The organism is Acinetobacter sp. 802_lipA, from assembly GCF_058242885.1.
The window spans coordinates 733766-756739 of the sequence record NZ_JBZAYP010000001.1 but is presented as its reverse complement, the minus strand read 5'-3'; the positions used below and the strand labels follow the sequence as shown (position 1 = coordinate 756739).

Genomic DNA, 22974 nt, shown 5'->3' with positions numbered 1-22974 from the left:
CGACCGCTGATGGCGGTTGGTGTTTTTATTGGAGTAAACTGATGTCAAAAAAAGCCCCAAATAAATATTTTGCCCCAATCATCATTGCGGGTATTACGGTTGGATTTTTTGTGAGTGCTTATAAATTTGTCTTTGCAAAACCGAAGATCGATACAACAACACACGCTAATGCTGAAAGAATACCCACTGCGGCAACTGAGGGACGTGATGCGGTTGAATCTGATGAAAAATAATACAAAAGTCTATAGTGTTGAATGAACTTTAATTTGGTATGTTTGATGCATGTGGAATATGGATATTTCATAAATTAGAAATACTTACATGCCTATACTTTTGTGATAGCTGCATGGATATTTCACGATTTATTTTTATAAATTGCAGTTTAAAAAGGAAAAAACAGATGATGCAAATATTAAAAAAAACTTTGATGGCGAAACGTTCAGTGATTCAACCGAGCCATGTCCATATTGCCATTGCGAAAATGGACTTAGCGCTTGCCCGTCAGCAGAAGCAAAAGCAGTGCGTACTGCTACGCACTGATTATTTAGAATAATTTATCATTTAAGCAGATGGCTTAGACATATTCTGATGCGGCATGTGCAGATGACCATGCCCATTGGAAGTTAAATCCGCCCAAATGTCCTGTGACATCCAGTATTTCGCCAACAAAGTACAAGCCTTTTTGCTTTTTACTTTCCATGGTTTTCGATGAAACTTCAGTGGTGTCTACACCGCCTAAAGTCACCTCAGCAGTACGGTAGCCTTCAGTTCCTGATGGTTTGACTTCAAACGCATGCAAGCGTGTTGCAATGTACTCCAGTTTTTCATCCGACAGTTGGCCAATCGCTGTTTCAGCCAGTTCAGGCCAAATCAGGTTTTGCAGCTCAACCACCACACTTTTCGGGAAATGTTCACCCAGTAAAGTGCGAAGTAGGGCTTTGGGTTGACTGTGCTTCTTGGCTTTTAAGTAGTCTTGCAAATCCACACTTGGCAAGAAGTCAATTTTGAAGCTTTGTCCTACATCCCAATAATTCGACAGTTGTAGCGAGCTTGGCCCACTGAGCCCACGATGCGTAAATAAAAGGGCTTCGGTGAAAGCGTTTAAGTCATTCGATAAAGTCGCATCGACCGCGTTGCCACTTAAGCGTGTGGTCACTTCTTTAAAGCTATCTGAAAAGGTAAAAGGCACCAAACCTGCGCGAGTTGGATATACATGGTGACCAAATTGCTTTGCAATTTCATAGCCAACCCCAGAGCCGCCTAAGGTCGGAATAGATAAACCACCCGATGCAATCACCACAGATTCGGCTTCAAAATACCCTAGTGTCGTGGCAATTTGAAAACCCTGCTCATCGAGTGCGGTGATGGCTTTTACTTCACAGTTGGTTTTAATGTCGACCAAACCTGTTTTTTCACACTCGCTCAACAGCATAGCTAAAATTTCTTTGGCACCTTTTAGGGTGAACAGCTGTCCGTGTTTACGCTCTTCATATTCAATACCGTACTCACAAACCATCCCAATAAAGTCCCAATTGGTATAGCGAGTGAGGGCTGAAATCACAAAATGCGGATTATGTGAAATAAAGTTGCTTGGCTCGACATACAGATTGGTAAAGTTACATTTACCGCCACCTGACATGAGAATTTTTTTGCCGACTTTATTGGCTTTTTCTACAATGACCACTTTACGTCCGCGTTGAGCTGCCATATAGGCTGTCATTAAGCCAGATGCACCTGCACCTAAAACTAAGACATCATATTGATTTGCGGACATGACACACTCACGGGAGAATAAAGCAGGGCATTATAGACCATCTTTTTTGCTTTTTCAGGACTATCTAAAGCGTAGCTAAACGACCTTGTAACCCACCTGAATGAATCACTAAAATACGATGATCTATGGGGAATGTAGCTTGTTGAATTAAATCGCTTAAGCCCAACAGCATTTTGCCTGTGTAAATTTGTTCCAGTGGAATGTCATATTGCTGTTCAAAAGCATGGATAAACTGCAATAACTCAGTATTAGTTTTGGCATAACCGCCACAACAATATTGATCGGTAATTTGCCAATTTCGTTTTTCAGTCAGTTGCTGTAGTTCTCGACTCAAAAAATCACCTTTGAGTGCGGAGAAGCCCAAAATTTGCTGTTGACGATCACTGGCTTCAATCAGACCCGCAATGGTGCCACCCGTCCCTACGGCACAACAAATCAGATCGAAATTTTCTCGATCCGCATCAGAGAGAATTTCTGTGCAGCCTTGAATGGCAAGGGGATTGGTTCCCCCTTCGGGAATCACATAATAATCAGGATAATCTTGTTGTAACTGTGCTAAGTATGCTGGATTTTGCTTTTGACGATAGGCTTCACGGGACACAAACTGCAATTGCATGCCGAATTGCTGTGCTGTATTTAAAGTTGTATTCAGGGGTTTACAGGCCAGTTCTTCGCCTCGAATAATGCCTAGACTCTCAAAACCAAATAACTGCGCTGCATAGGTCGTGGCGACAATATGATTGGAATAGGCACCGCCAAAAGTCAGCAGTTTTTTATAGCCTTGTTGCTGCGCCGACAATAGATTGTATTTCAGTTTAAAAAATTTATTGCCTGAAATGTGTGGATGGACCAAGTCTAAACGTTTGATGCTGACCTCAAATCCTTCGACAGTAATTTGCTGATAGGGAATGGTTTGGGCAATTTGGTCAAACATAGAATTTTTATCAACTCGGCTTAGAGCATAGTGTAAATGAAAATGAATTTCTTCTGCACAAGATTAATGTTGTGCAGATTGGGTATCGACCGAACTAATTACGGACATGCCTGGACGTAGGTTTTCAATGCCCGTTTGATTCGGATCAATTGCAATCCGTACAGCAATACGTTGCACCACTTTGGTAAAGTTGCCCGTAGCATTATCGGCTTTAAGCACACTGAACTCTGAGCCCGCCGCTGGGGAAATTTGCTCGACATGGCCTGTAAATTTCTGATGATTGAGGGCATCCACCGTGAACCATGCTTTTTGCCCAATTTTCATGTTGGCAATTTGAGTTTCTTTAAAGTTAGCTGTGACCCACGTCTGCTGCGGAATCAGATAGAGCAACTGTGTGCCTGCGGCCACATATTGTCCCACACGTGGATTGACTTCACCCAGTTGCCCATCCATCGGGGCGATAATACTGCTGTAATTTTTGGTTGTTTTGGCTTGATCCAGTTGTGCAGCGGCATTGGTCACTTGTGCTTTGAGTCCTGTCTCAGCCACTTGAGCGGTTTTGAGCGCTTCTTTCGCCACCAATACATTGGCCTGTGCTTGTTGCAGTAAAGCTAAATTATTTTGGGTATCGGCAAAGGCTTTGTCTTGTTCTGATTTAGACGCTGCGCCAGAGTCCCCCAACTGTTGATAGCGCTGCTGTTGTGCCAATGACAGTTTATAGGCTGCTCGCGCTTGTTCAACTTTGGCTTCTGCCGCCACAATATCGGCTTTACGCTGTGCAATATTTTGGCTTTGATTAGATAGGTTATTTTGCGCTTGATCCACCCCAGCTTCTGCTTGAGTCACTTTTTGGTCATAAGTCGTGGCATCAATATGCATTAACACCTGTCCTTTTTTGACGTGATCAAAATCACTGACCAACACATCTTTGACATAGCCATTAATTTGCGAAGAAAGCACCGTGGTTTTACCTTTGACATAGCTGTTGTCAGTGGACTCAACGGCACTGTCAAATGGCCCAATTTTCCATGCCCACAAGATGATGCCAATACCGATGATCAGTACTACAAACATCAAAATCAAGGTCCGTTTTGCTGTTGGAATCAGTTTACTCGAAGGCGGCGTAATCGGTGTTGTTGCTGTCACGGGCTGTTCAGGCTGAGAGGCATCTTCAGAAGTTGCAGTTGTTTCAGCGGGAGCTATTGGTTTTTGATCTTCAGACATAACAATTTCTCAATAAATAGGGAGCAGTAGTATTAGGCAGGACCGATTTTCGCTTGTTGTCGCAGTTGATATTGATTTCGTGCAATCAGGAATGCCCCCCACAACAACAGCAACATGGCAACGACACCATTGAAGCTAATCACATCGTTATAGGCACGCACTTGAGCTTCTCGAGTCACCACTTGATTGAGATTTTTTAAGGCTTGTTGTTGCTCTAACTGCTGATCCAGCGTGTAACTATGCGAACTTTGTTGATACGCTAAAAGACGCTGTGCAATCAATGGATTGGTTTCGGGGAGTTGCTGAATCATCTCAGCACGATAGTTTTGGGTTCGGACTTGTTGATAGGTAGAGTAAAACGATGAACCGACTAAGCCACCAAAAGTTTGGGTCGCTGAAAATAAAACAATGAACGTGACAATATGGGTGGGGCCTTTTTGCATGGCGCTTAAGATACCCGTGATCAAGAGTGGGCCAATAAATACACCACTGGCAAAGCCCACCAAAAACTGACTGCCGTAGAAGTTGGAAGGGCGAATATCGCTGGTGAGGTGAAAATCTAGCCCGCAAGCAATCAACACCAAAACTTCTGCTAATAGTAAGTGCCAAATAATCCGTTCACGTGAAAAAGTGATGGCACTAAATAAGGTTCCAGACACGATGCCGAAAAAGATCACCACATAGAGCGGGACAAATTGATCGGGGCCCATGCCCATAGTTTTGAGAAAACTGACGGCAGCATAACTTTGCTCCGACATTAAAAAGCGAATTGCAAAGGCTCCGATGATAAAACGAAGCGTGGATGATGTCCCCAGCCAACGCGTCATAATCAGTGGATTGACCCGATAATGCTCATAGACCAAACCAATCACAATCAGGCTGAACCCTGCAATGAGCAAATAGGCCAACCATTTCACTTCAAACCACCACAAGATAGGCCCTTGAGTCAGCACAATACACAAAAAGGCAAAACCGGGCGCAAGCAGGGCAAAGGTGAAGAAGTCTTGCTTTTCAAAAACAGCAATTCTTAAACTGCGGGGTAATTTAAGCGACACCACCATTGCGAAACAGCACAGCGCTAAACCAATTTCAAAGGTATACAGGACATTCCAGTTATTCACATCAATGAGGTATGGAGAAATGATCCATGCCAAGGGAATACCGAGTTGTTGGAAGCCTAAAGCCAAATAGATACTGCGACCAAAATTTTCCCGCTTAAAGGCCTGCATAATGTAATACATGCCTAAAGAGCTGAGTGGTGCTGCAACCATGCCGCTAATGAAACGTACCAATACCGCCATTTCAAAGGTATGCACAAAGACGTGTAAAACCAAAACCACAATAAAAATCAGTAGACCAATTTCAGAGAATAGACGCAGACCATATTGTTGGCGGGCTTTAAACAGAATCAGGTTCGCACTGACATTAGCCATGACATAAGCCGCAGGAATCCATGCCACCTCAGAGGGTGTTAGTCCATATTCACCCTGAATTAAGGGTAAATTTGCGGTAATAAAACCGTTACTGAGACTGGCAGACAGTGCGACAAACAAACCAATAAAAAAATATATGAAGCGCTTAGGCGTGGAGTGCGCAATCACGGCAGGAGAGCCGGGTAGGGTTGGTTTTTCTTCAGCAGTCCAGTTTGGCGCAGGTTCGAGTAAACGCGGTGGCTGTGTCATGAGTGGTGACCTTTATGCCCGAATACCATTGAGTAAGAGCTCAATTGCACGTTGTGCAAGTTGTTGTTGCTCTATATCGGTCAGTCCTTGAAATGAAGTCCTTAAAATGGCCGTAATCATGGCGTAATCTTGGGTGGTCAAATCGGGACGACACACGCCGTGGCGAATGGCTTGATCAATCAGCGGTTGTAAAATAGCATCGCGGCGCGCGTAGATATCGACCATGATAGGATCATCACGGTCAATCACCCGCCAATATTCCATTAGTGCGGTTAAATACGGTAAGTTATAGACATGGTTTTCAATTAAACGAATAAAACCATCTTCATACTGAGAAAATGCTTCTGCACGAATTGCGAGGCGTTCCAAAGCTTGTTCCATTAAGGCAATCACCAAAGCACGACGGTCATCAAAATTACGATAAAAAGTCGCCCGTCCGACATTGGCTGCGTCAATCACCTGTTGTAAGGGCGCATTTATCCCGTGTGTACGAAAAACCTGAACTGCGGCTTCCAGCAATTCCTCGCGGTTTTGTGCAGCGCGCTGTTGGCGACTGGTCATGGTGATTATTTCATTTAATTGGGGAGTGCTATTATTTAACGGACAAAAGTGTCCGTTGTAAATATTCAATCCTGTAAGATTTTGTAAACCCCTTTGTCTTTTTCTAATTTAATCTAATTTCGACAAGAAATAGGCGACTCGGAAACGTCATCTGAAACCTGCATAGTGTAAATAAGATCTCTGTACACGACAAATTTCATAGAGCCCTTGTCCTATCAGGCTTTTTCTTTCTTAAAATTGCTAGAATTTTCTTAAATTCCTCTTTTTTTCCAAAACCAATCAAACGTAGAATAGCCATTTGAACATAGTCCAAACCGTAGCGAAATAAACTTACTGAAAGTCGTCCATGCTTCTTTATTTTTATCGCTTTTTTTCGATCATGTTGCCATTCACCTGTTAAATAGCACCAACAGAAACCGATAGCTAGCACTGCTATCAATTTCTTGACTCGTCTAGGGTCTGTTAAACGAGTATTTTCAAGATTGAATCCACGTCCTTTGAGACAACTAAATAACGTTTCGATTTCCCAGCGTAATGCATAATCACGAATAGCAGAAGCATTAAACATAGGAGAAACAACAAGTAAAAGTTCTCCATCTTCTAATCGTAGCGCACTAATATACAGTTTCACTCGACCAACCCAAATACGTCGTTTACGACATTCAGTTTGACCAACTTGAAGATGACGAAATAAATCACTAATTTTATGATTCTTGGCTAAGTGATTGGTCACAATAAAGTTTTTTTAACACGTATACAAAAGTTAATGTCATTTTCAATTAACCATGTAAACCATTTCTCACCGATAAATTCTCTGTCTGCGAACACATTCACAATACGGTCTTTACCAAAAATAGAGATAAAGCGTTGAATCAAAGCAATACGCTCTTTTGTATCTGAATTTCCACGTTTATTGAGCAATGTCCAAACAATAGGTATGGCTATTCCACGATAGACGATGGCTAACATCAAGATATTGATATCTCGTTTTCCCCATTTCCAATTAGTTCTATCCAAAGTTAATTGGACTTTATCGAATGAAAATATATTGAAAATTAACTGAGAAATTTGACGATAATCGAAATACTGACCTGCAAAGAAGCGTTGTATACGTCGATAAAATGATTGTGGTAAGCACTTGATGGGTAAGGCTTTAGATGCAGAAGAAAGATTACATGTCTGTTTTACAATTAATGCAAGCATAATCAGTGTAAAACATTTTACATGTGACTTGTTCCACTTTAGATATTTGTTTAAGATGAGATATAGCTCATTGAAATGTGCCATCATATTCGTCGTCAGAAAACAAGTATTATGCCATTATTTCAATGAGTTATATTTTTTTGTCGTGTACAAAGAAATAAGATAATGTTTTATTCGCTATATTTGAATAAATCCAAGAAATGAACAGGTTTTGCAGATGACAATGGTTTTCCTACTTTTGTCGAAACAAAAGTAGGGCGAGCCGCAGGCTGATGAAGAAATTGAATAAAACAAGATAAGACTCCGCCAAGATAGTTTTTTCAATACGTCGGATAAATATTTAAATCGAATTTTGGTTAACTTAAATCATTTATATTACGCCAATCTCAACTTTGAATAAGGCTTTCCAGTTGTAAAGGTGGATTTCCTAATCGTGTATTTAAAATTACTGCAATGGTATGTGAAAGAATCTTACGCGTAATTCTATGCGTTAAATGCCATAAATCTTTAGCTCTTACTTTTTGAATGTGAAATCGTTCAGTTAATTGACCTATAACAGTCTCAATTTTTCTACGAGCATTCATGAGCCTCGCCATAGCTTCCTTAGACCTGCTATCAGTCATGTTCTTTCTATAAGGTGTTTGTAAATCAATATCTTGGTACTTAAAATAGTGTTTTAATTCAGGTCTTAAGTATCCTTTATCACCACCAAGTAATCCCTGAATATCTTGAGTAATTTCTGGTGCAACATCACGTTCATCACAATGAGCTGGAGCAAAAGTATAGCCTGTAATCATTCCTGAAAAGTTAATAACGATATGTCCTTTGAAACCATAATATTTTTCTTGTTTAGCCGCACAATAACTAAAACCTGCAGATTCTTTGAAGTTTTTATGTTTTTTTGCTCTAGCATAACGACAAACAGGTATAGGAAAGCCATCGATAAAATGAATATTATCTAAACCGAAAACAGATTTTAGTTGTGACATAATCTGTTGATTTACATGCCATAATTTTGCACAATGTTTGCAAAAATTAGGATAGGAACCTAATTTTGGAAACCATTCAAACCAATTGTGTTTAAAGTAGAACCAGATATTTTTATCAGAATCTAAGCCAAGAAACTCTCCCACAATTTGTATAGTAAGAATTTCAATATCACTTAAAGCGGGTGGAAATCCTCTACTTCTTAAAGGTTGAATGACAATCGCTGAGTAAAATTGCTCTATGATTAAAAATACAGAAATGATAAATTCGTAAATGGACATAACTTGCTTTGCTTTTCTTAGTCGAAAATTAAATTGGGTTATGTCCTTTTTATTTCAAAGACTTAAAAAGTTGAGATTCGCGTTTATATTATTGTTTTATAACCGAATGATTGATTTTTATTTAAATAAAAAAATACGCAGAGAACCCTCATGTAGATGGATAAGAGTTGTAACAAAGTCGATAGGATTGGAAAAATAAAAGTGCTATGCTGAAAGAACAATAATGATAAATGAGGGGATATGATGAAAACCTTATCTACCCTAGTATTGGTTTTATTGCTCACTCAACTGACCGCGTGTGATGCAAAAAAGGATTTGAATCAGCCTAGAACTGAAGCTCGTACCATGATTATTGGTGGTGTTCCTGTGCATGATCGTGACTATAAACTACCATCACAAGATATGGCTTTTAATCAGAAAAAGCCTCCACAGGCTGATGCCTACTAATAGGTAAAAATAGGGAGGCATATTGTCAGTACATGGTGGTGCAAGGTGCGATGTGCAGTATAAAAGATGCATTGTGCTACGCCAGATTTGTGAAAATGTGAAGTAGACGTCTTACTTCCTGCAAACGTTTGTTGAATTAAAGCCTTACAAACGTATAAAAGGCCTTGTACTCGCCCAATATGCCCAAACTGTTGTGGCTCAAATTGGCTAGATCAGTTCGATTTGCCAATTTGAAGCTTGAATCTCTAGGTTATTTTGCCTGAGTTGCTGGCTAATTGCATCGGCTTGTTTTTGCAAGTCTGCAACCGTAATGGTTTTAACCCAGCGAATTTCACTCGAACTATAACGACCATTTTCACGTCGTGAGCTGTCGATGGCCTGTTGAATAATGCGATGCTGTTGTGTCAGTAAATCACGTGTGTTTAAAACACTGAGCATGGATTGGCCCGTGCTGGTTTTAGCTTGAGCATTGGTCGCATGAATTTTTTCAATCAGATGATGTAACTCTGTATTTATACTAAAGGCCTCACCAATCAGCGCATTCGGATCTTCACTCAGTTCATCGCCTTCTTGGATTAGCACATTATTGTTGATGCGTTGTTGTAAAGAGGCGAGTTTGGTTTGTAAATCACTACGCAATAAAAGTGCTTCTGCTAGTTTCATAGATTTATTTTTAAAGTTTTAGATGAGTCTTATGCTGCATCTGTGCAGTCAAAGCTTCAAGTGAGTTTTGTAATTTTTATGAAATCTAAAATCATGAGAAAACGATAGAAAAGCACTTAGTCAGTTTCGGAGTGTTATTTAAAACGTGGAGATGTTTTTCCTATGTTGATTAGTCAATTTATTTACTAATGAGGTATAAAGTTTTATCTAATTTTGCTTTTTATCCAATTTAAAATTAGGTGCGTACACGGCCTCAACATTTCAATAAAGTACAAAAGCTGTTTGTGTAGGCAATACCCTTACTTTTGATAAGCCAAAAGAAAGCAAAAGCCTTTGTTACCCATACATAACATCCCTATTATGATGGATAACGTGTGGCATCCCTGCCACACTCGTGTATCCAAACGTTGCTTAAATTAAACTATGTAATAGTGGCGACATAAAGGTGCTCTTATCGCTATATATTAAAAACTTAGTGGAACACTGTTTCTAAAGCTTTTAAACCCACTTTGGGATCAAGTAGACCGTTGTAAATTTCAGGGATTTCACGTTCCACCCCAAAAAATTCATAAATGGCAAGCATCGCCCCACGAACTGAATATTCCACAGTAAAGACCACGTCATCTTCAATTTCCACAAACTGTCCAAGGAAAGCAAAGTTTTGTGAGCCTTGTGGAATTACCTGTGGACGATCCCCCGGTTTACGGCAGGCGAATAGGGCAGAGGCGTATGGCATCATGGCGGTAGTAACATCAGTCGTTGCCAAAACATGATCTAAAATGTCGTCAAAACCGAGCTGTTTAATCAGTTCTGTTAGGATTTCTTGCCCCGTGGCTTCGGACATTGGTTTTTTGATGTAATCGCCTATATGGTCAATTTGGAAACCGTAGCCCCATAAGGTATATAAACCTTCAGGTAAGTCGGCAAAGTGTGGCTGTGCAGGAACCACGATGGATAAATGCCAACCCGACTCATACCAAGTCATGAGTGCGCCTGTGCCTGGTTCATTGCCTGTATAGTCAATAATACGTTTAAGTAGCACGTCATCTTTCATGGTCAGAGTGAAAGACTCCCACTTATGTTCATCGACATTGCCATAAAAAGTCATTGGACGGCCAAAGTCTGGGGCTTTTTGTGCCAGCGTTTCCCAAAGCGTCCAGCCATGATCTTCTCGATGACGAATAAGGGCAGGCACGTCATGATTACCGCCATAACGTGAGTCTGCTGTAATAGAGCCTAAAGTGAAAATAGCTAAATCATTGGCTTTCAGATTAATTTGCTCTGAGCCTTCAGGCAATTGTACATATAGGCGTGAAGCGTAGCGTTCTTGAGTTTCAGCATTGGTAATGAAGTCTGCATCTGTGACATAGTGTCCAAAACGCACATCGACGCCTTGTGCGACTAACCAACGCTGTAGGGGCAGAATCATCGAGTCATATTGGTTGTACTTGGTACGTTTCACACCCGCTAAGGTATGAATGCGTGGCAATTCTTGAATAAAACGCAAGAAATAGCGTCTTAACTCTGCTGCACTGTGCCATTTTTGAAAAGCGAAAGTCGTGCGCCACATGCGCCAGAAATTGGTTTCAAAAAAGGTTTCATCAAAAAACTCATCAATGCGGCGACTGCCAATTTTTTCTTCTTTTGAAGCTAATAGGCGCAGCATCTGTGCACGATGTAGCGTATTCAGACCAAGCTTTGCTGCATCCGCAATGACATGTTCGGCATCAATCAACCGTGCATTGGCGTGGGTTTTCACTTTTTCATTAAACTCACGACATTCTTCACGCACCGAAATGTCTGGATTTTCCAAAGATGGAATACTGGAAAATAAGTCCCATAGGCACAAATAAGTTTCATCGGTCAGCATTCGCCCACCACGTGTTACCCAAGCTTGCGCGGCATGCGGTGTATGTCCACCATCCATCGAACCACCTGAAATATCGAGTTCTTCTAAAATATGGATATTTTTGGCAGGGACTTTGGCATCACGGATTGCAAATGCAGCAGCAGCCATACCTGCGATACCACCACCAATAATCCAAAGATGGGACTGTTGTGCGTCTAATGGGGTGCGCTTCTTCTTTTGCATGGTTCACCTTTAATAATGATGTTAAAAACTATGAAGTATAAAATGTGATTTAGAAAAACCTTAAAAATAGTATGACTTTTTATATATGAAAAATGTATGAAAAGGGAAGCAATCCACCCATTATATTTTGTAATTAAAAATAAGCATATGATGGCTATTTTTAATACACATTTGTCTTTTTATTAAAATTTAATACGATCTAAATAGCTGATGTTGAAGTTTATTGTTGAGTAATTGCTCTATTGTTGTTTTCACTATGGCCTATGCCGAATTTCCTTAAAAATAGGCTTTTTGTTTATCATTAAAAAATATAATGGACGTACACGCTGCGGCTTGATCACGATATAAATGTGAAAAATAACTGATAAAGTGAATATCGTAAAAACTTTGTTTAGCGTAAAATCGCAGCTGATAAATTCTCTCAATTTAGAGGTCACTCTTGGAATCATTTTGGATTTTGGGCTCGATTGCCTTTGCATTAATGTTAGGCGCAATGAGCCCTGGACCGACGTCGATTTATGTAGCAAAAAATTCGATTGCGATTTCTCGAAAGCATGGCCTGTTTACCGCATTGGGAACTGGAACAGGCGCCGCTATTTTTGGTCTGTTGGCTGTACTTGGTTTACAAGCCTTTTTGTTGGCAGTGCCGTCAGCGTATTTGGCCTTAAAAATCTGTGGTGGGATCTATTTGCTTTGGCTCGCATTTAAAATTATTAAACATGCCAAAGAGCCAATTGAGGCAGATCATTCCAGCTCAAAAGCAATGACTTTACGCCGTGCCTTTATGACTGGTTTAATTACTCAGCTCTCCAACCCTAAAATTGCGATTGTTTTAGCCAGTATTTTTACTGCACTTTTACCCAAAGAAATCCCAACCTATTACTATTTTGTACTACCTATCCTGTGTTTCTTTATTGATGCGGGTTGGTGTTCGTTGGTTGCAGTGGCATTGTCTGCTGAAAAGCCGCGCCGTGTGTATTTGAAGTTTAAAGCCGTATTTGACCGCGCAGCAGGGGCGGTAATGACGGTGTTGGGTTTAAAACTTATTTTTGGAATGAAGTGATAAGGTTTACAACAACAAAACTGGATTTTGTATAGGTAACTAAAAGCTAAATGGTTATAATCCCTTTGATTTTTTTATGATTTTTAAATTAAAGATTTGAGGGATAAATTTTGAATAAATCTATATTTTTGGCCGTTTTGAGTGGCTTAGCATTATCTGCATGTTCAACAACAGAAACGTCAAAAACAATTCAAGCACCGCAAGTAACAGCGGCAGTGGCGACTGTCAAATATACTGGCACTAAAACGCCAGTTTCTGTAGGGAAATTTGACAACCGCTCGAGCTACATGCGTGGTATTTTTTCAGACAATGTTGACCGTTTAGGTGGTCAGGCGAAAACCATTTTAGAAACGCATTTACAGCAATCGGGCTATTTCTCTGTCCTAAACCGTGACAACCTAGCTGAATTACAACAAGAAGCAGGCTTCACCAAATCCTCTCAAGCCATCAAAGGCGCACGTTATGTATTAACGGGCGACGTGTCTGAATTTGGCCGTAAAGAAGTCGGTGATCACCAGCTATTTGGCATATTGGGCCGTGGTAAAACCCAAATTGCTTATGCCAAAGTGAACTTAAACATTGTCGATGTAAAAACAGCAGAAATTGTTCACTCTGTGCAAGGCGCAGGCGAGTACGCACTCAGTGAACGTGAAATCTTAGGTTTTGGTTCTACCGCTTCTTATGATTCAACTTTAAACGGTAAAGTTCTAGATTTGGCTGTGCGTGAAGCGGTTAATAATTTGGTGTTGGATATTCAAACCAATAAGTGGTCTGTGCAGTAACTGGTTTGAATCAATGAAAAAAATCGTATTGGTTTTAGGTGCAATCTGCACCATGACTTTGGTGGGCTGTGTTTCAGCGCCAAAATCGTTATACAGCTGGGGCGAATACCCGCAGCAAACCTATTTGATGTTGAGTTTGCCAGAAAAGACTTCTCCACAAGAACAGATTGGTAAACTTGAAAAAGATATTGAAAAAGCCAAAGCCAAAAATGCAGCAGTGCCTCCGGGCTTGTATGCGCATTTGGGCTTATTGAATTTAAATATCAATAATGGGCCACGTGCCGTTCAGTATTTTGAGCTTGAACGCCAAACCTACCCAGAGTCGACAGTATTAATGGATCGTCTTTTGAAAAAAATGACAGCCCAGTCTGCGGCAAGGAGTGTGAAGTGAAACATTTCAAAAAACTATGCGTACTTGGCCTTGCTGTGACACTCTTCACAGGTTGTGCTACGACACCAAAAAGTAAACGTGACTTATCTGCATATCATGCCAATATGCCAAAATCTATTTTGGTGTTGCCGCCTGTGAATGAGTCACCCGATACACGGGCAACCTATGGGTATTGGTCTACCGTGACTTTACCTGTAGCAGAAGCGGGCTATTATGTGTTCCCTATTTCTGTGGTCGATACGCTATTTAAAGAAAACGGCGTAACCAACGGCTATGATGCGCAGCAAATCCCAATTCAGAAACTCAATGAAATCTTTGGAGCGGATGCCGCACTGTATGTCAAAGTTAAAGAATATGGTTCTAAGTATCAGGTGATTCAATCCATTTCGACCGTTGCGGTAGAGGCGAAATTGGTTGATTTAAAAACCGGAGCATTATTATGGGAAGGTCAGGAAAAAATCCAACAAGCCAATAATAATAGCAACGCCGGTCTGGTCGGGATGTTAGTGGGTGCTTTGATTGACCAAATTTCGAATCACTTATCGGACAAAGCCTATGTACTGTCTAACAGTGTGAGTACCCAGTTGTATGCTCCGCAGTTGATGCAGCAAAAAGGGTTGCTATATGGACCTCGCTCTCCGCATTTTGTTCAAAATTCGATGAGTCCACAGCAGTAAAAAGATCCCCTCAAATGAGGGGATTTTTATGATTCAACAAACTTCTATTTGGTTTGAAGAGCCTTTTAACTCTCACCCCAAAGAAGAGATAATTTTCGTATAAATTAATCCTTAAAATGCACAGGAATCCATTGATAGCTTTTCCTATCTGCTGAATAGATATTTCCAATCGCAGGGAATGGCAAGTGTGGTGCTGCAATGGTTTGCCCGCCTTTTGCATATTCAGCAAATTGTTTTAAGCGGGTTTGTACTGCTTTTTTCGGGTCGATATCATAATCGATTGCGGTTTCTGGCTTGTCGAATTGCACAGTATGAGAGTGCACAATGTCACCAATAAATACCATCGTTTCATCTTTGGTTTTTAACTCATAGCTAAAATGTCCGGGTGTATGCCCCGCGGTATTAATCACTTTAAAGCCTTGAACTTGATCGCCCAACTGATACGTTTTGAAGCGGTTTTTGGCTTGATACGGCGCAATGGCTTGTTTAATTTTTTCAACAGTTCCTAAGTAACCTGCTTGTTTTTCTTTCGGGAGCTTTTCGACCTGTTTCGGGTTTAGCCAATAGTTGGCTTCATCGTTCGAGACATACACTGTGGCATTTGGAAAGTTTGCCGCTCCATTTTGGCTAATACCACAGACATGGTCTGGGTGTAGATGCGTCAGTAAGATGGTATCGACTTGTTCTGGTTGATAGCCTGATGCTTTTAAGTTGCTCAATACTGAACCCAAATGTTCGCCAAAACAGCTCGCTGCGCCGCTATCCACTAAAACCAGCGAATGACCTGTATTTACAAGGAAGGCATTGACTGAGGTTTGTACGCCTTTGGCTTGGTCGGCGGCATATTTCTTTAAAATTTCATGTACTTCTTTTTCTGGAAGGTTTTGAAATAGCTTCGGTGACATGAAGTTGGTGCCGTCTAGCAAGGCAGTGATTTGTACATCACCCGCTTGGTATTGGTAATAGCCTGAAACTTGTTTGTGCTGTTCAATGATCGGCAGTATTTTGGTTGTTTCTGCCTGAGTAATTAAAGGGAAAAGGCAAAGTAAAGGGATCGCTAGTGTTATGATGGGCTTTTTCATTTTCTGATTAAAAATTGATTAAGTTGGTTGTTTTTAGCATAGATTAGGTGAGTTTGGGGCTTTTTATTGATGAAAAAATATTGGTGCAAAGATGCTGGTTTTTTTATGAGTTATTGAATTTATTCATAGTTTTGTATGGTAAATTAAAATTATAAAGGAGCTATTTATATGAGTGAACAACAATGTTCGGATAAACCTTTAGCATATTTGGATCAGAACATTTTAGATCTATTTACAGAGCCAAAGTGTTTGTTAAAAAAAGATTCTGAATTATTTAATTTTTTGAAAAATGAAGTTCAAGCTGTTTATTCTCCTACTACTCTCGAAGAAATATATCGGTCAGTTATTAATGGGAAAAGTAGTGTTTATGGTTTAGCCTTTTTAGATGTACTTAAAGAATTGAATGCTCATTTTATTACTTTAATAACTGAGAATGGTGAAGTGACCAATACTATTTTTAGGTCTTGGGAAGAGCCTTTAATACACTTTAACCAATTTGTAGAAAATAACTATTTAAATAAATTTGTGCATCCTTTGAGAAATAATTTATTTGCAATGTTTGGTGGAATTAAGGATTTTAACAAACTTGAAAATGAGCAAATTGATAATTTAAATAATTTATTGATATTTTTGGAGAGTTCTCTAAAATTTCTAGAAAGTTGTGAGGACAAAGATGAATATATTTTATCTGAAATAGAAAAGTATAAAGTTGAAATTCCTAAACTCAGAATGCAACAAAAAGAATATGAATCATTTGTTCAATTATCAGTACAACATTTAGAGGATGCTAATAAAGAACAAGCAGCACATAAAAAATTTAGGGATTCATTGAAAGTCGACCTTAACCATCTAAGAAAAATTGAATTTCCAAATGTTCTAGTGCAAATATGGAAAATATTGCAACAAAATAACGCCGAATTAGTTAATTTTGAGTTAGATGATTTTTTTCAACTGAAAAAAGGATTTAATTCAGAAAGTGAATTTTATATTTTTCAAAAAGTTAATCAGATTTATACAATGTTAAATCTGATTGGTTACCATCAGGATGAAGGTATACATAAAAAAGAAAAAAGATTTATTGCTTCGTTTAGTGATATGTCTCACGCTTCCTATGCTTGTTTTTGTGAGTATCTGTTTACAAGAGATAAAAATTTTTCCATAAAAGTTAGAGTGGCATATGAATATTTGAATGTGGCTACACAAATTGTAAACATCGAGGTTAATTCCACCCCGTGAACAAATTTATTCTAAAATTAAAAAAGCCCCTACAACGTAGAGGCTTTTTTCATCTAAGATCTAAATCTTAAGACACTTTATCACCAGCTTTAGCACCAGATTCAGGTGAAATCACCCAAACACCTTCGCCATTACCCGCAGCTAAAACCATACCGTTTGAAATACCAAAACGCATCTTACGCGGTGCAAGGTTAGCGACCATCACCACCAATTTACCTTTAAGGTCTTCTGGTTGGTAGAACTCACGAATACCGCTAAACACGTTACGTGGTTCAGCTTCACCGACATTTAAAGTTAACTGAAGCAGTTTGTCCGAACCTTCTACCATTGCAGCTTCCAAAACTTCAGCGACACGTAGGTCAACTTTCATAAAGTCTTCAATGCCAATGATCTCTGCTTCACCTACTTTAGGTTCAACTTTCGCAGGTGCAGTTTTTTTCTCTTTCTTTTTCTCAACTTTTACAGGTTCAGCCGCAGCCGCTAAAGAGTCTTTAGATGCATCGACCATTGCAGCAACTGCTTTCGGGTCTACACGTTGCATTAACGGTTGGAACAATGCAATTTCATGATCCACCAATGCCGTTTGAGCAGAAGCAAAGTCAAAGCGGTCTAGTTTTAAGAACTCTTGCACTTGAGCCGCTAAAGTCGGAAGTACAGGCGCAAGGTACACAGCCAATTGACGGAAGAGGTTAATACCGACAGAACATACATCGTGTACTTGTTGCTCTTCGCCTTCAACTTTCGCTAAAGCCCAAGGTTTTTTCTCATCGATATATTGGTTGGCTTTGTCTGCAAGCGCCATGATTTCACGAATCGCAGCAGAGAACTCACGTGCTTCATAGGCTTTCGCAATTGAGTCGCCTGCATCAATAAAGCTTTGTACCAATTCAGGCTCTGCACAAGTTGCTGATAATTTATGATCAAACTTGGTGTTGATGAATTTTGCACAACGGCTGGCAATGTTGACCACTTTACCAATCAAATCTGAGTTTACCTTTTGAACGAAATCATCCAAGTTTAAGTCAGAGTCTTCAACTTTATCAGACAGTTTAGACGCGAAGTAGTAACGTAAATATTCAGGGTTTAAGTGTTCTAAATACGTTTCAGCTTTGATGAATGTCCCGCGAGACTTCGACATCTTCTGACCATTTACAGTCAAGAAACCATTAACGAATAAACCTGATGGCGTACGGTAGTTTGCACCTTCTAGCATTGCAGGCCAGAACAGGGCATGGAAGTAAACGATGTCTTTACCAATGAAGTGATAGACTTCTTTGTCAGAGTCTTTCTTCCAAAAGTCGTCAAAACTTAAATCAGGACGTTTAGCTTTAATGTAGTTTTCAAAACTCGACATATAACCAATTGGTGCGTCTACCCAAACATAGAAATATTTGTTTGGCGCATCTGGAATTTCAAAACCGAAATACGGCGCATCACGTGAAATATCCCAATCGGATAGACCCGCTTCAAACCATTCATCCAGTTTGTTGGCAATTGAGACAGGTAAGCGACCTTGGTCACGCGTCCATTTTTGCAAATATTCTGAGAAATTCGGCAGTTTAAAGAAGTAATGATCTGAAGATTTTTCTACAGGCGTCGCACCACTCAAAGTCGATTTCGGATTTAAAAGCTCAGTCGCATTGTATGTTGTCCCGCAGACTTCACACGCGTCGCCATATTGATCTTCCGATTTACATTTCGGACACGTGCCTTTAATGAAACGATCCGATAAGAACATGCCTTTTTCAGGGTCAAAAAGCTGGTTGACAGGACGGATTGCAATATTACCTGCTTCACGGTTTTTCACATAAATTTCAGAGGCACGAGAGCGGTTTTCATCGCTATGGGTTGAATCATAATGGTCGAAATGCACACCGAAACCGTCAAAATCACGGATGTGTTCTTTTTGTACATTGGCGATCTGATCTTCAGGTGAAATACCATTGGCTTCGGCACGTAGCATGATGGCTGTACCGTGAGCATCATCCGCACATACATAAGTCACATCGTGTCCCATTGCACGCATGGCACGAACCCAAATATCTGCTTGGATATAACCGAGTAAGTGTCCCATATGGATGGGGCCATTGGCGTATGGTAGGGCGTTAGTGACTAAAATATTACGCACGGATATGACTCTCTCATTCGTATTTTATATAAGGTCAACGATTTTACCTTAGATAGCCGCGACTTGCACAAGTGAATCGGTGAAAAGTTTTCAAATGAGACTAAAGCCCATAGGAATTGATCGCTAGATTGAGCATCCATCGCTAATTTGAGCAAAATACTGAAAAAATCATGGGAAATGCATGGTCTAAAGCAGCTTGTTCATCTTTTAATGAAAGATTGAAGGGATTGTTCAGAACTCAAGTCATGGAGCTTAAAACTAATGCATATTTTCTCTATATTCATGCGCCATTAACAGCGATAATACGTACATTCAGCCCGTTTTTAAGAGTATGCCGTCCATGATCGATGATGATTTTGATTTCGACCAACCCGTGACCCGAATTCCGCAAAATCCACAAGCGACTAAACTACTGGGCAATCGACTTTTACAACAAGCTGAACAATATCTTGCTTCAATGGGTAGTCAAGCTCATGCACAATTGGTTGAGTCGCTCCGTCAGCTCGAGTCTGAAGACCCGTACTTTGCAATAATGGCCGATCAGCTTGAGTATGAAAGTGATGAACCAATGGCCAATGACGTGCTCAATTTGTTGTTTTTCTGGCAAACGGCCAATGAAAAAGAAGCTGATATGACTAAGTTTCAGCTGCCTAATTTAATCCAAACAGACTATTTTCAAGCGACTTTGCTTGACGCTTACGACGCGATGGATTTGGGGGCATTCCAAGCCCAACGCCGCAGCGTGATTGAAGAAACCTTAAAACTGTATCAACAGCAGTGTTATGCAGGTTGTATTACGGTTCTTTATGGTCAAATTGAAGGAATTTTGACTGATGCGTTGATTGAGCATGGTTATTTACAGCAAAATCAAACCAAGTTTGTCGATGTCTATAAAATTGTACCAGGCTTGAAAGGCCATGAAGTCAAAAGCCTATGGCATAAAGTCAAAATTGCCAGTGAAATCAATCCGTATTTTCTGAGCCTTGAAGCCTTGAAAATGGATGCGAGTTCAAGTGTCACTGCCAGCCGTCATAATATGGTACACGGTGCAGATGTGACCCATTTCACTCAAGCCCGCAGTTTCATTCTGTTTATTTGGTTGTTTGCAGTCATCAGTTTTATCAGTACTTTAAAGCGTTAGTTTCTTCCGTGTAGTGGTACAGGATGGCGTTTAAATTGCTGCATCCTGTACAGCTATTGTTTCCAAATGATGCAAATGAGGTCAGCACTTAAAAAGCAAGGTATAACTCTGAGTTAAGCAAAATTTTAAATACGAAAGAGGGTTGTAACATGACGAATGACAATAAACTCGATGATTTAAAAACCAAAGCGACTGAGTTGGGTGAAGACTTGAAGTTGAAAGCTCAAGCGGCAAAACTCGAAGGCGAGAAAGTGCTGGAAGATGTCAAACATCAGGCTACAGAAGCCAAGCTTGATGCTGAAAAGCAGCTGACTGACTTAAAGCAGAACGCAGCAGAAAGTAAAGCCGAAGGCGATGCAGCTTTTGAGCAAAAGTTGGAGTCTGCACAAGCCAAAGCCGAGCATGCGAAACAAGTCGCACAGGAGAAATTGGATCACTTTAAAGTTGAAGCAGGGCATAAACTGGATGAGGCGAAACTTAAAGCCACTGAGTTAAAGCATGAGGCTGAAATTAAACTGGAAGAATTTAAGGTGCAAGCCACTGAAAAGTTTGACGAGTTGAAAAAGAAAGCCACAGAAACACTGCAAAAGTTTAAAAAAGACGACCAAGCTTAATCCGTCCGAAACCGCGAATGTCGGCCTTAAATGTTCGCTAATACTATGGCGTAGACTGTGTACTGAGTGCAGGGTCTGCGTCCAAGTTAAACCACATGATGCTCTGAATTTGATTGTTTACGGTGCGGATGGTGTAACGATAGTTTGCAATTTCATATACATATACCGTTTCAAGTGGGCTATTCGGTGCACTGCTGATTGGGGTAGAGGACATAGAAATCGGCGATAAATCGATTTTTTTCTGCATGTCTTGAACTTGATCACCGATAGTCACCGTTTGACCCGCAGGGGTTTTAAATGAATTGGTTGACGTGTCTGCAAAACTAAAGCTAGATATGGTGCAAGCCAAAACAACCACGGCCCAAAGTTTCATTTTTTTCTCCCCAAATCGCGTCAAGATAGAACAATAGAATATAGATATTTTGCTATGCAATAACATCACCTTAAATGGGGAGATTGGATTGTACTTACAATTCTTTACGTTAAAATAGGATCCAATTCACCGATTTTATTTTTAGTTAGCTTAAGCGACTAAGCTTCGCCCTTTGATATTCAGCGTATAAAACCAACTAAAAAGCTAGGAATACTAAATTTCATGGCATAATCCATAAATACTGAACTTAACCTAAGTTCGTTTTGTGGTTAAACTATAGCATTCAGCTGAATACTCGAATTTGGAGTACATATATGTCGTGGCTTTCTTCTCTTAAATCAGTTTTTTCTCCTGCGCAGGAGGTAAAGGAAGAAGAAATCCAAACAGTACTGCAAAACTATATCTTGCCCAATTCAAACCATGCGTTGAAAGACCGCATTACTCAAGTGAATGTGCAGGGCAATATTCTGCAAATTACCATCAATACTTTTCCTGCCGAAGCCGATGATTTACAAAAGATTCATGATGATTTGGCGGTTGCGCTTGAAGCATGCGGTATCAAAGAATTAAACATGCATGTGATTCAACAAAAAACGGGACATAAAGAAAAGTCCGGTGGCTGTGGACATCAGCATGCTGAAGGTGAAAGCTGTTCAAGCCAAGCAAAAGAGGCTGCACCGAAAAGCAATTTACCCCCAGTGGTTGATGCTTCAGGCTCAGCACCCAAAGCAGTTGCACAACCCGTTGAAACTGATCCAAACAATCCACCGATTCAAAAAGCAGCGCCACAACAACGTGATGTGCCGAAGCATCCGCGTATTCAAAATGTGATTTTGGTGTCCTCGGGCAAGGGGGGCGTGGGCAAATCCACTACCACGGTAAACCTTGCACTTGCTTTGCAAAAGCTAGGCTTAAAAGTTGGTGTCTTAGATGCGGACATTTACGGTCCAAGTATTCCGACCATGTTGGGCAATGCGGGCAAAACGCCGATGATTGAAGCGGAAAATTTTGTACCCTTAGATGCCTATGGTTTGGCAGTGTTATCGATTGGGCATTTAACAGGTGATCATAATACTCCTGTGGCTTGGCGTGGGCCGAAAGCGACAGGGGCATTGATGCAGTTGTTCAATCAAACCTTATGGCCTGATTTAGATGTGTTGATGATTGATATGCCACCAGGTACAGGCGATATTCAGTTGACCCTTGCGCAGCGTATTCCTGTGACAGGTGCGGTGATTGTAACCACACCGCAAAATGTGGCACTTATGGATGCGACCAAAGGCATTGAGCTATTTAATCGCGTACACATTCCAGTCATGGGTGTAGTGGAAAATATGTCGACCCATATTTGCTCAAATTGTGGATTTGAAGAGCAAATTTTTGGTACAGGCGGCGGTGATCAACTGTCGGAGCAATATGCTATTCCTCTGTTGGGACGTTTACCTTTAAATGTACAAATACGTGAAAATGCGGATGCGGGCAAGCCTTCTGTTTTAGTGGAAGACAGTGCAGCAGACAGCTATATGCAAATTGCTGAAAAAATTGCAGCCGCACTGCCTCAGGCTGAAAAAGACCAGACCCGTATTTTCTAAATCAGCCATAAATGAAAAAAAGCCCAACACATTAAGCTGGGCTTTTT

23 protein-coding genes are annotated in these 22974 nt (G+C 40.4%); 11 read left to right on the top strand and 12 right to left on the bottom strand.

The features are described 5' to 3' along the window. Positions 1–41 precede the first annotated feature (41 nt). The gene (locus AC4CU3_RS03770; protein ID WP_148826515.1) at positions 42–233 is read left to right on the top strand and encodes a hypothetical protein; all 192 of its coding nucleotides are present in this window, start codon (positions 42–44) and stop codon (positions 231–233) included. A 167-nt stretch (positions 234–400) separates the two neighbouring features. After that, positions 401–553, top strand: coding sequence for a hypothetical protein (locus tag AC4CU3_RS03765; protein ID WP_171500578.1), 153 nt, complete (start codon positions 401–403; stop codon positions 551–553). A gap of 21 nt (positions 554–574) precedes the next feature. Here the strand turns inward: AC4CU3_RS03765 and AC4CU3_RS03760 are convergent, their stop codons facing one another. The 7 genes from AC4CU3_RS03760 to AC4CU3_RS03730 all read right to left on the bottom strand — a co-directional run bounded on the left by AC4CU3_RS03760 (position 575) and on the right by AC4CU3_RS03730 (position 8646). Beyond that, complete coding sequence (locus tag AC4CU3_RS03760; protein ID WP_279044839.1) at positions 575–1774, bottom strand: BaiN/RdsA family NAD(P)/FAD-dependent oxidoreductase; 1200 nt, start codon at positions 1772–1774, stop codon at positions 575–577. Positions 1775–1838: 64 nt separating this feature from the next. Next, the gene (locus tag AC4CU3_RS03755; RefSeq protein ID WP_279044838.1) at positions 1839–2708 is read right to left on the bottom strand and encodes a pyridoxal-phosphate dependent enzyme; all 870 of its coding nucleotides are present in this window, start codon (positions 2706–2708) and stop codon (positions 1839–1841) included. Positions 2709–2771: 63 nt separating this feature from the next. After that, positions 2772–3932: an HlyD family secretion protein gene (locus tag AC4CU3_RS03750; RefSeq protein ID WP_279044836.1), complete on the bottom strand. Its 1161-nt coding sequence runs from the start codon at positions 3930–3932 to the stop codon at positions 2772–2774. A gap of 32 nt (positions 3933–3964) precedes the next feature. Further along, the gene (locus AC4CU3_RS03745; protein WP_279044834.1) at positions 3965–5614 is read right to left on the bottom strand and encodes an MFS transporter; all 1650 of its coding nucleotides are present in this window, start codon (positions 5612–5614) and stop codon (positions 3965–3967) included. A 12-nt stretch (positions 5615–5626) separates the two neighbouring features. Continuing rightward, a complete protein-coding gene (locus AC4CU3_RS03740; RefSeq protein WP_279044831.1) occupies positions 5627–6175 on the bottom strand; it encodes a TetR/AcrR family transcriptional regulator in 549 nt (182 codons plus the stop codon). A gap of 196 nt (positions 6176–6371) precedes the next feature. Then, positions 6372–7462 (bottom strand): IS4-like element ISAba33 family transposase gene (locus AC4CU3_RS03735; protein WP_490738457.1). Its coding sequence is split into 2 segments (ribosomal slippage): positions 6372–6922 and positions 6922–7462, totalling 1092 coding nucleotides; the frame shifts between segments, so codons are not numbered across the junction. Between the two features lie 302 nt (positions 7463–7764). Then, a complete protein-coding gene (locus AC4CU3_RS03730; protein ID WP_019767920.1) occupies positions 7765–8646 on the bottom strand; it encodes an IS982 family transposase in 882 nt (293 codons plus the stop codon). A gap of 243 nt (positions 8647–8889) precedes the next feature. On the opposite strand from AC4CU3_RS03730, the gene AC4CU3_RS03725 reads away from it, so the two are divergent. Beyond that, a complete protein-coding gene (locus tag AC4CU3_RS03725; RefSeq protein WP_058952158.1) occupies positions 8890–9093 on the top strand; it encodes an NF038215 family lipoprotein in 204 nt (67 codons plus the stop codon). 207 nt (positions 9094–9300) lie between these two features. On the opposite strand, the gene AC4CU3_RS03720 is transcribed toward AC4CU3_RS03725, so the two are convergent. Together AC4CU3_RS03720 and AC4CU3_RS03715 are read right to left on the bottom strand one after the other, a co-directional pair. Further along, positions 9301–9756: a DIP1984 family protein gene (locus AC4CU3_RS03720; RefSeq protein WP_426977256.1), complete on the bottom strand. Its 456-nt coding sequence runs from the start codon at positions 9754–9756 to the stop codon at positions 9301–9303. A gap of 472 nt (positions 9757–10228) precedes the next feature. Then, on the bottom strand, positions 10229–11848 hold the full coding sequence (locus AC4CU3_RS03715) for an oleate hydratase (protein ID WP_004726755.1): 1620 nt from the start codon (positions 11846–11848) through the stop codon (positions 10229–10231). A gap of 439 nt (positions 11849–12287) precedes the next feature. On the opposite strand from AC4CU3_RS03715, the gene AC4CU3_RS03710 reads away from it, so the two are divergent. The 4 genes from AC4CU3_RS03710 (at position 12288) to AC4CU3_RS03695 (ending at position 14761) form a co-directional block, all read left to right on the top strand. Then, entirely contained in the window at positions 12288–12911 is a 624-nt protein-coding gene (locus AC4CU3_RS03710; RefSeq protein ID WP_234951372.1) for a LysE family translocator, read from the top strand. 110 nt (positions 12912–13021) lie between these two features. Next, a complete protein-coding gene (locus AC4CU3_RS03705; RefSeq protein ID WP_279045565.1) occupies positions 13022–13693 on the top strand; it encodes a CsgG/HfaB family protein in 672 nt (223 codons plus the stop codon). 13 nt (positions 13694–13706) lie between these two features. Beyond that, positions 13707–14084 carry a DUF4810 domain-containing protein gene (locus tag AC4CU3_RS03700; RefSeq protein WP_279045567.1) on the top strand — a complete coding sequence of 126 codons (378 nt, stop codon included), beginning with the start codon at positions 13707–13709 and terminating at the stop codon, positions 14082–14084. Further along, complete coding sequence (locus AC4CU3_RS03695; protein ID WP_336955391.1) at positions 14081–14761, top strand: DUF799 domain-containing protein; 681 nt, start codon at positions 14081–14083, stop codon at positions 14759–14761. The genes AC4CU3_RS03700 and AC4CU3_RS03695 overlap by 4 nt, the downstream gene beginning before the upstream one ends. A gap of 104 nt (positions 14762–14865) precedes the next feature. On the opposite strand, the gene AC4CU3_RS03690 is transcribed toward AC4CU3_RS03695, so the two are convergent. Next, complete coding sequence (locus tag AC4CU3_RS03690; RefSeq protein ID WP_279045139.1) at positions 14866–15843, bottom strand: MBL fold metallo-hydrolase; 978 nt, start codon at positions 15841–15843, stop codon at positions 14866–14868. A gap of 168 nt (positions 15844–16011) precedes the next feature. On the opposite strand from AC4CU3_RS03690, the gene AC4CU3_RS03685 reads away from it, so the two are divergent. Then, complete coding sequence (locus AC4CU3_RS03685) at positions 16012–17079, top strand: hypothetical protein (protein WP_279045140.1); 1068 nt, start codon at positions 16012–16014, stop codon at positions 17077–17079. 67 nt (positions 17080–17146) lie between these two features. Here AC4CU3_RS03685 and metG read toward each other — a convergent pair whose 3' ends face one another. Beyond that, positions 17147–19207 carry a methionine--tRNA ligase gene (gene metG / locus AC4CU3_RS03680; RefSeq protein ID WP_279045142.1) on the bottom strand — a complete coding sequence of 687 codons (2061 nt, stop codon included), beginning with the start codon at positions 19205–19207 and terminating at the stop codon, positions 17147–17149. A gap of 340 nt (positions 19208–19547) precedes the next feature. Here metG and AC4CU3_RS03675 point away from each other — a divergent pair, with 340 nt between their 5' ends. Together AC4CU3_RS03675 and AC4CU3_RS03670 are read left to right on the top strand one after the other, a co-directional pair. Continuing rightward, positions 19548–20348, top strand: a complete 801-nt coding sequence (locus tag AC4CU3_RS03675) for a hypothetical protein (protein ID WP_279045144.1) — start codon at positions 19548–19550, stop codon at positions 20346–20348. A 149-nt stretch (positions 20349–20497) separates the two neighbouring features. Beyond that, on the top strand, positions 20498–20962 hold the full coding sequence (locus AC4CU3_RS03670; RefSeq protein WP_004981189.1) for a hypothetical protein: 465 nt from the start codon (positions 20498–20500) through the stop codon (positions 20960–20962). Between the two features lie 43 nt (positions 20963–21005). Here AC4CU3_RS03670 and AC4CU3_RS03665 read toward each other — a convergent pair whose 3' ends face one another. Next, positions 21006–21335, bottom strand: coding sequence for a hypothetical protein (locus AC4CU3_RS03665; RefSeq protein WP_004694526.1), 330 nt, complete (start codon positions 21333–21335; stop codon positions 21006–21008). Positions 21336–21649: 314 nt separating this feature from the next. Between AC4CU3_RS03665 and apbC the strand changes: the two genes are divergently transcribed. Beyond that, positions 21650–22927, top strand: a complete 1278-nt coding sequence (gene apbC / locus AC4CU3_RS03660; protein ID WP_279045146.1) for an iron-sulfur cluster carrier protein ApbC — start codon at positions 21650–21652, stop codon at positions 22925–22927. The last annotated feature ends 47 nt before the right edge of the window (positions 22928–22974 follow it).

What these genes read in the sequence shown, in the direction of transcription:
- AC4CU3_RS03770 (WP_148826515.1), top strand. Translation starts at nt 42, where the DNA reads ATGTCAAAAAAAGCCCCAAATAAATATTTTGCCCCAATCATCATTGCG.
- AC4CU3_RS03765 (WP_171500578.1), top strand. Translation starts at nt 401, where the DNA reads ATGATGCAAATATTAAAAAAAACTTTGATGGCGAAACGTTCAGTGATT.
- AC4CU3_RS03760 (WP_279044839.1), bottom strand. Translation starts at nt 1,774, where the DNA reads ATGTCCGCAAATCAATATGATGTCTTAGTTTTAGGTGCAGGTGCATCT.
- AC4CU3_RS03755 (WP_279044838.1), bottom strand. Translation starts at nt 2,708, where the DNA reads ATGTTTGACCAAATTGCCCAAACCATTCCCTATCAGCAAATTACTGTC.
- AC4CU3_RS03750 (WP_279044836.1), bottom strand. Translation starts at nt 3,932, where the DNA reads ATGTCTGAAGATCAAAAACCAATAGCTCCCGCTGAAACAACTGCAACT.
- AC4CU3_RS03745 (WP_279044834.1), bottom strand. Translation starts at nt 5,614, where the DNA reads ATGACACAGCCACCGCGTTTACTCGAACCTGCGCCAAACTGGACTGCT.
- AC4CU3_RS03740 (WP_279044831.1), bottom strand. Translation starts at nt 6,175, where the DNA reads ATGACCAGTCGCCAACAGCGCGCTGCACAAAACCGCGAGGAATTGCTG.
- AC4CU3_RS03730 (WP_019767920.1), bottom strand. Translation starts at nt 8,646, where the DNA reads ATGTCCATTTACGAATTTATCATTTCTGTATTTTTAATCATAGAGCAA.
- AC4CU3_RS03725 (WP_058952158.1), top strand. Translation starts at nt 8,890, where the DNA reads ATGAAAACCTTATCTACCCTAGTATTGGTTTTATTGCTCACTCAACTG.
- AC4CU3_RS03720 (WP_426977256.1), bottom strand. Translation starts at nt 9,756, where the DNA reads ATGAAACTAGCAGAAGCACTTTTATTGCGTAGTGATTTACAAACCAAA.
- AC4CU3_RS03715 (WP_004726755.1), bottom strand. Translation starts at nt 11,848, where the DNA reads ATGCAAAAGAAGAAGCGCACCCCATTAGACGCACAACAGTCCCATCTT.
- AC4CU3_RS03700 (WP_279045567.1), top strand. Translation starts at nt 13,707, where the DNA reads ATGAAAAAAATCGTATTGGTTTTAGGTGCAATCTGCACCATGACTTTG.
- AC4CU3_RS03690 (WP_279045139.1), bottom strand. Translation starts at nt 15,843, where the DNA reads ATGAAAAAGCCCATCATAACACTAGCGATCCCTTTACTTTGCCTTTTC.
- AC4CU3_RS03685 (WP_279045140.1), top strand. Translation starts at nt 16,012, where the DNA reads ATGAGTGAACAACAATGTTCGGATAAACCTTTAGCATATTTGGATCAG.
- AC4CU3_RS03675 (WP_279045144.1), top strand. Translation starts at nt 19,548, where the DNA reads ATGATCGATGATGATTTTGATTTCGACCAACCCGTGACCCGAATTCCG.
- AC4CU3_RS03670 (WP_004981189.1), top strand. Translation starts at nt 20,498, where the DNA reads ATGACGAATGACAATAAACTCGATGATTTAAAAACCAAAGCGACTGAG.
- AC4CU3_RS03665 (WP_004694526.1), bottom strand. Translation starts at nt 21,335, where the DNA reads ATGAAACTTTGGGCCGTGGTTGTTTTGGCTTGCACCATATCTAGCTTT.
- apbC (WP_279045146.1), top strand. Translation starts at nt 21,650, where the DNA reads ATGTCGTGGCTTTCTTCTCTTAAATCAGTTTTTTCTCCTGCGCAGGAG.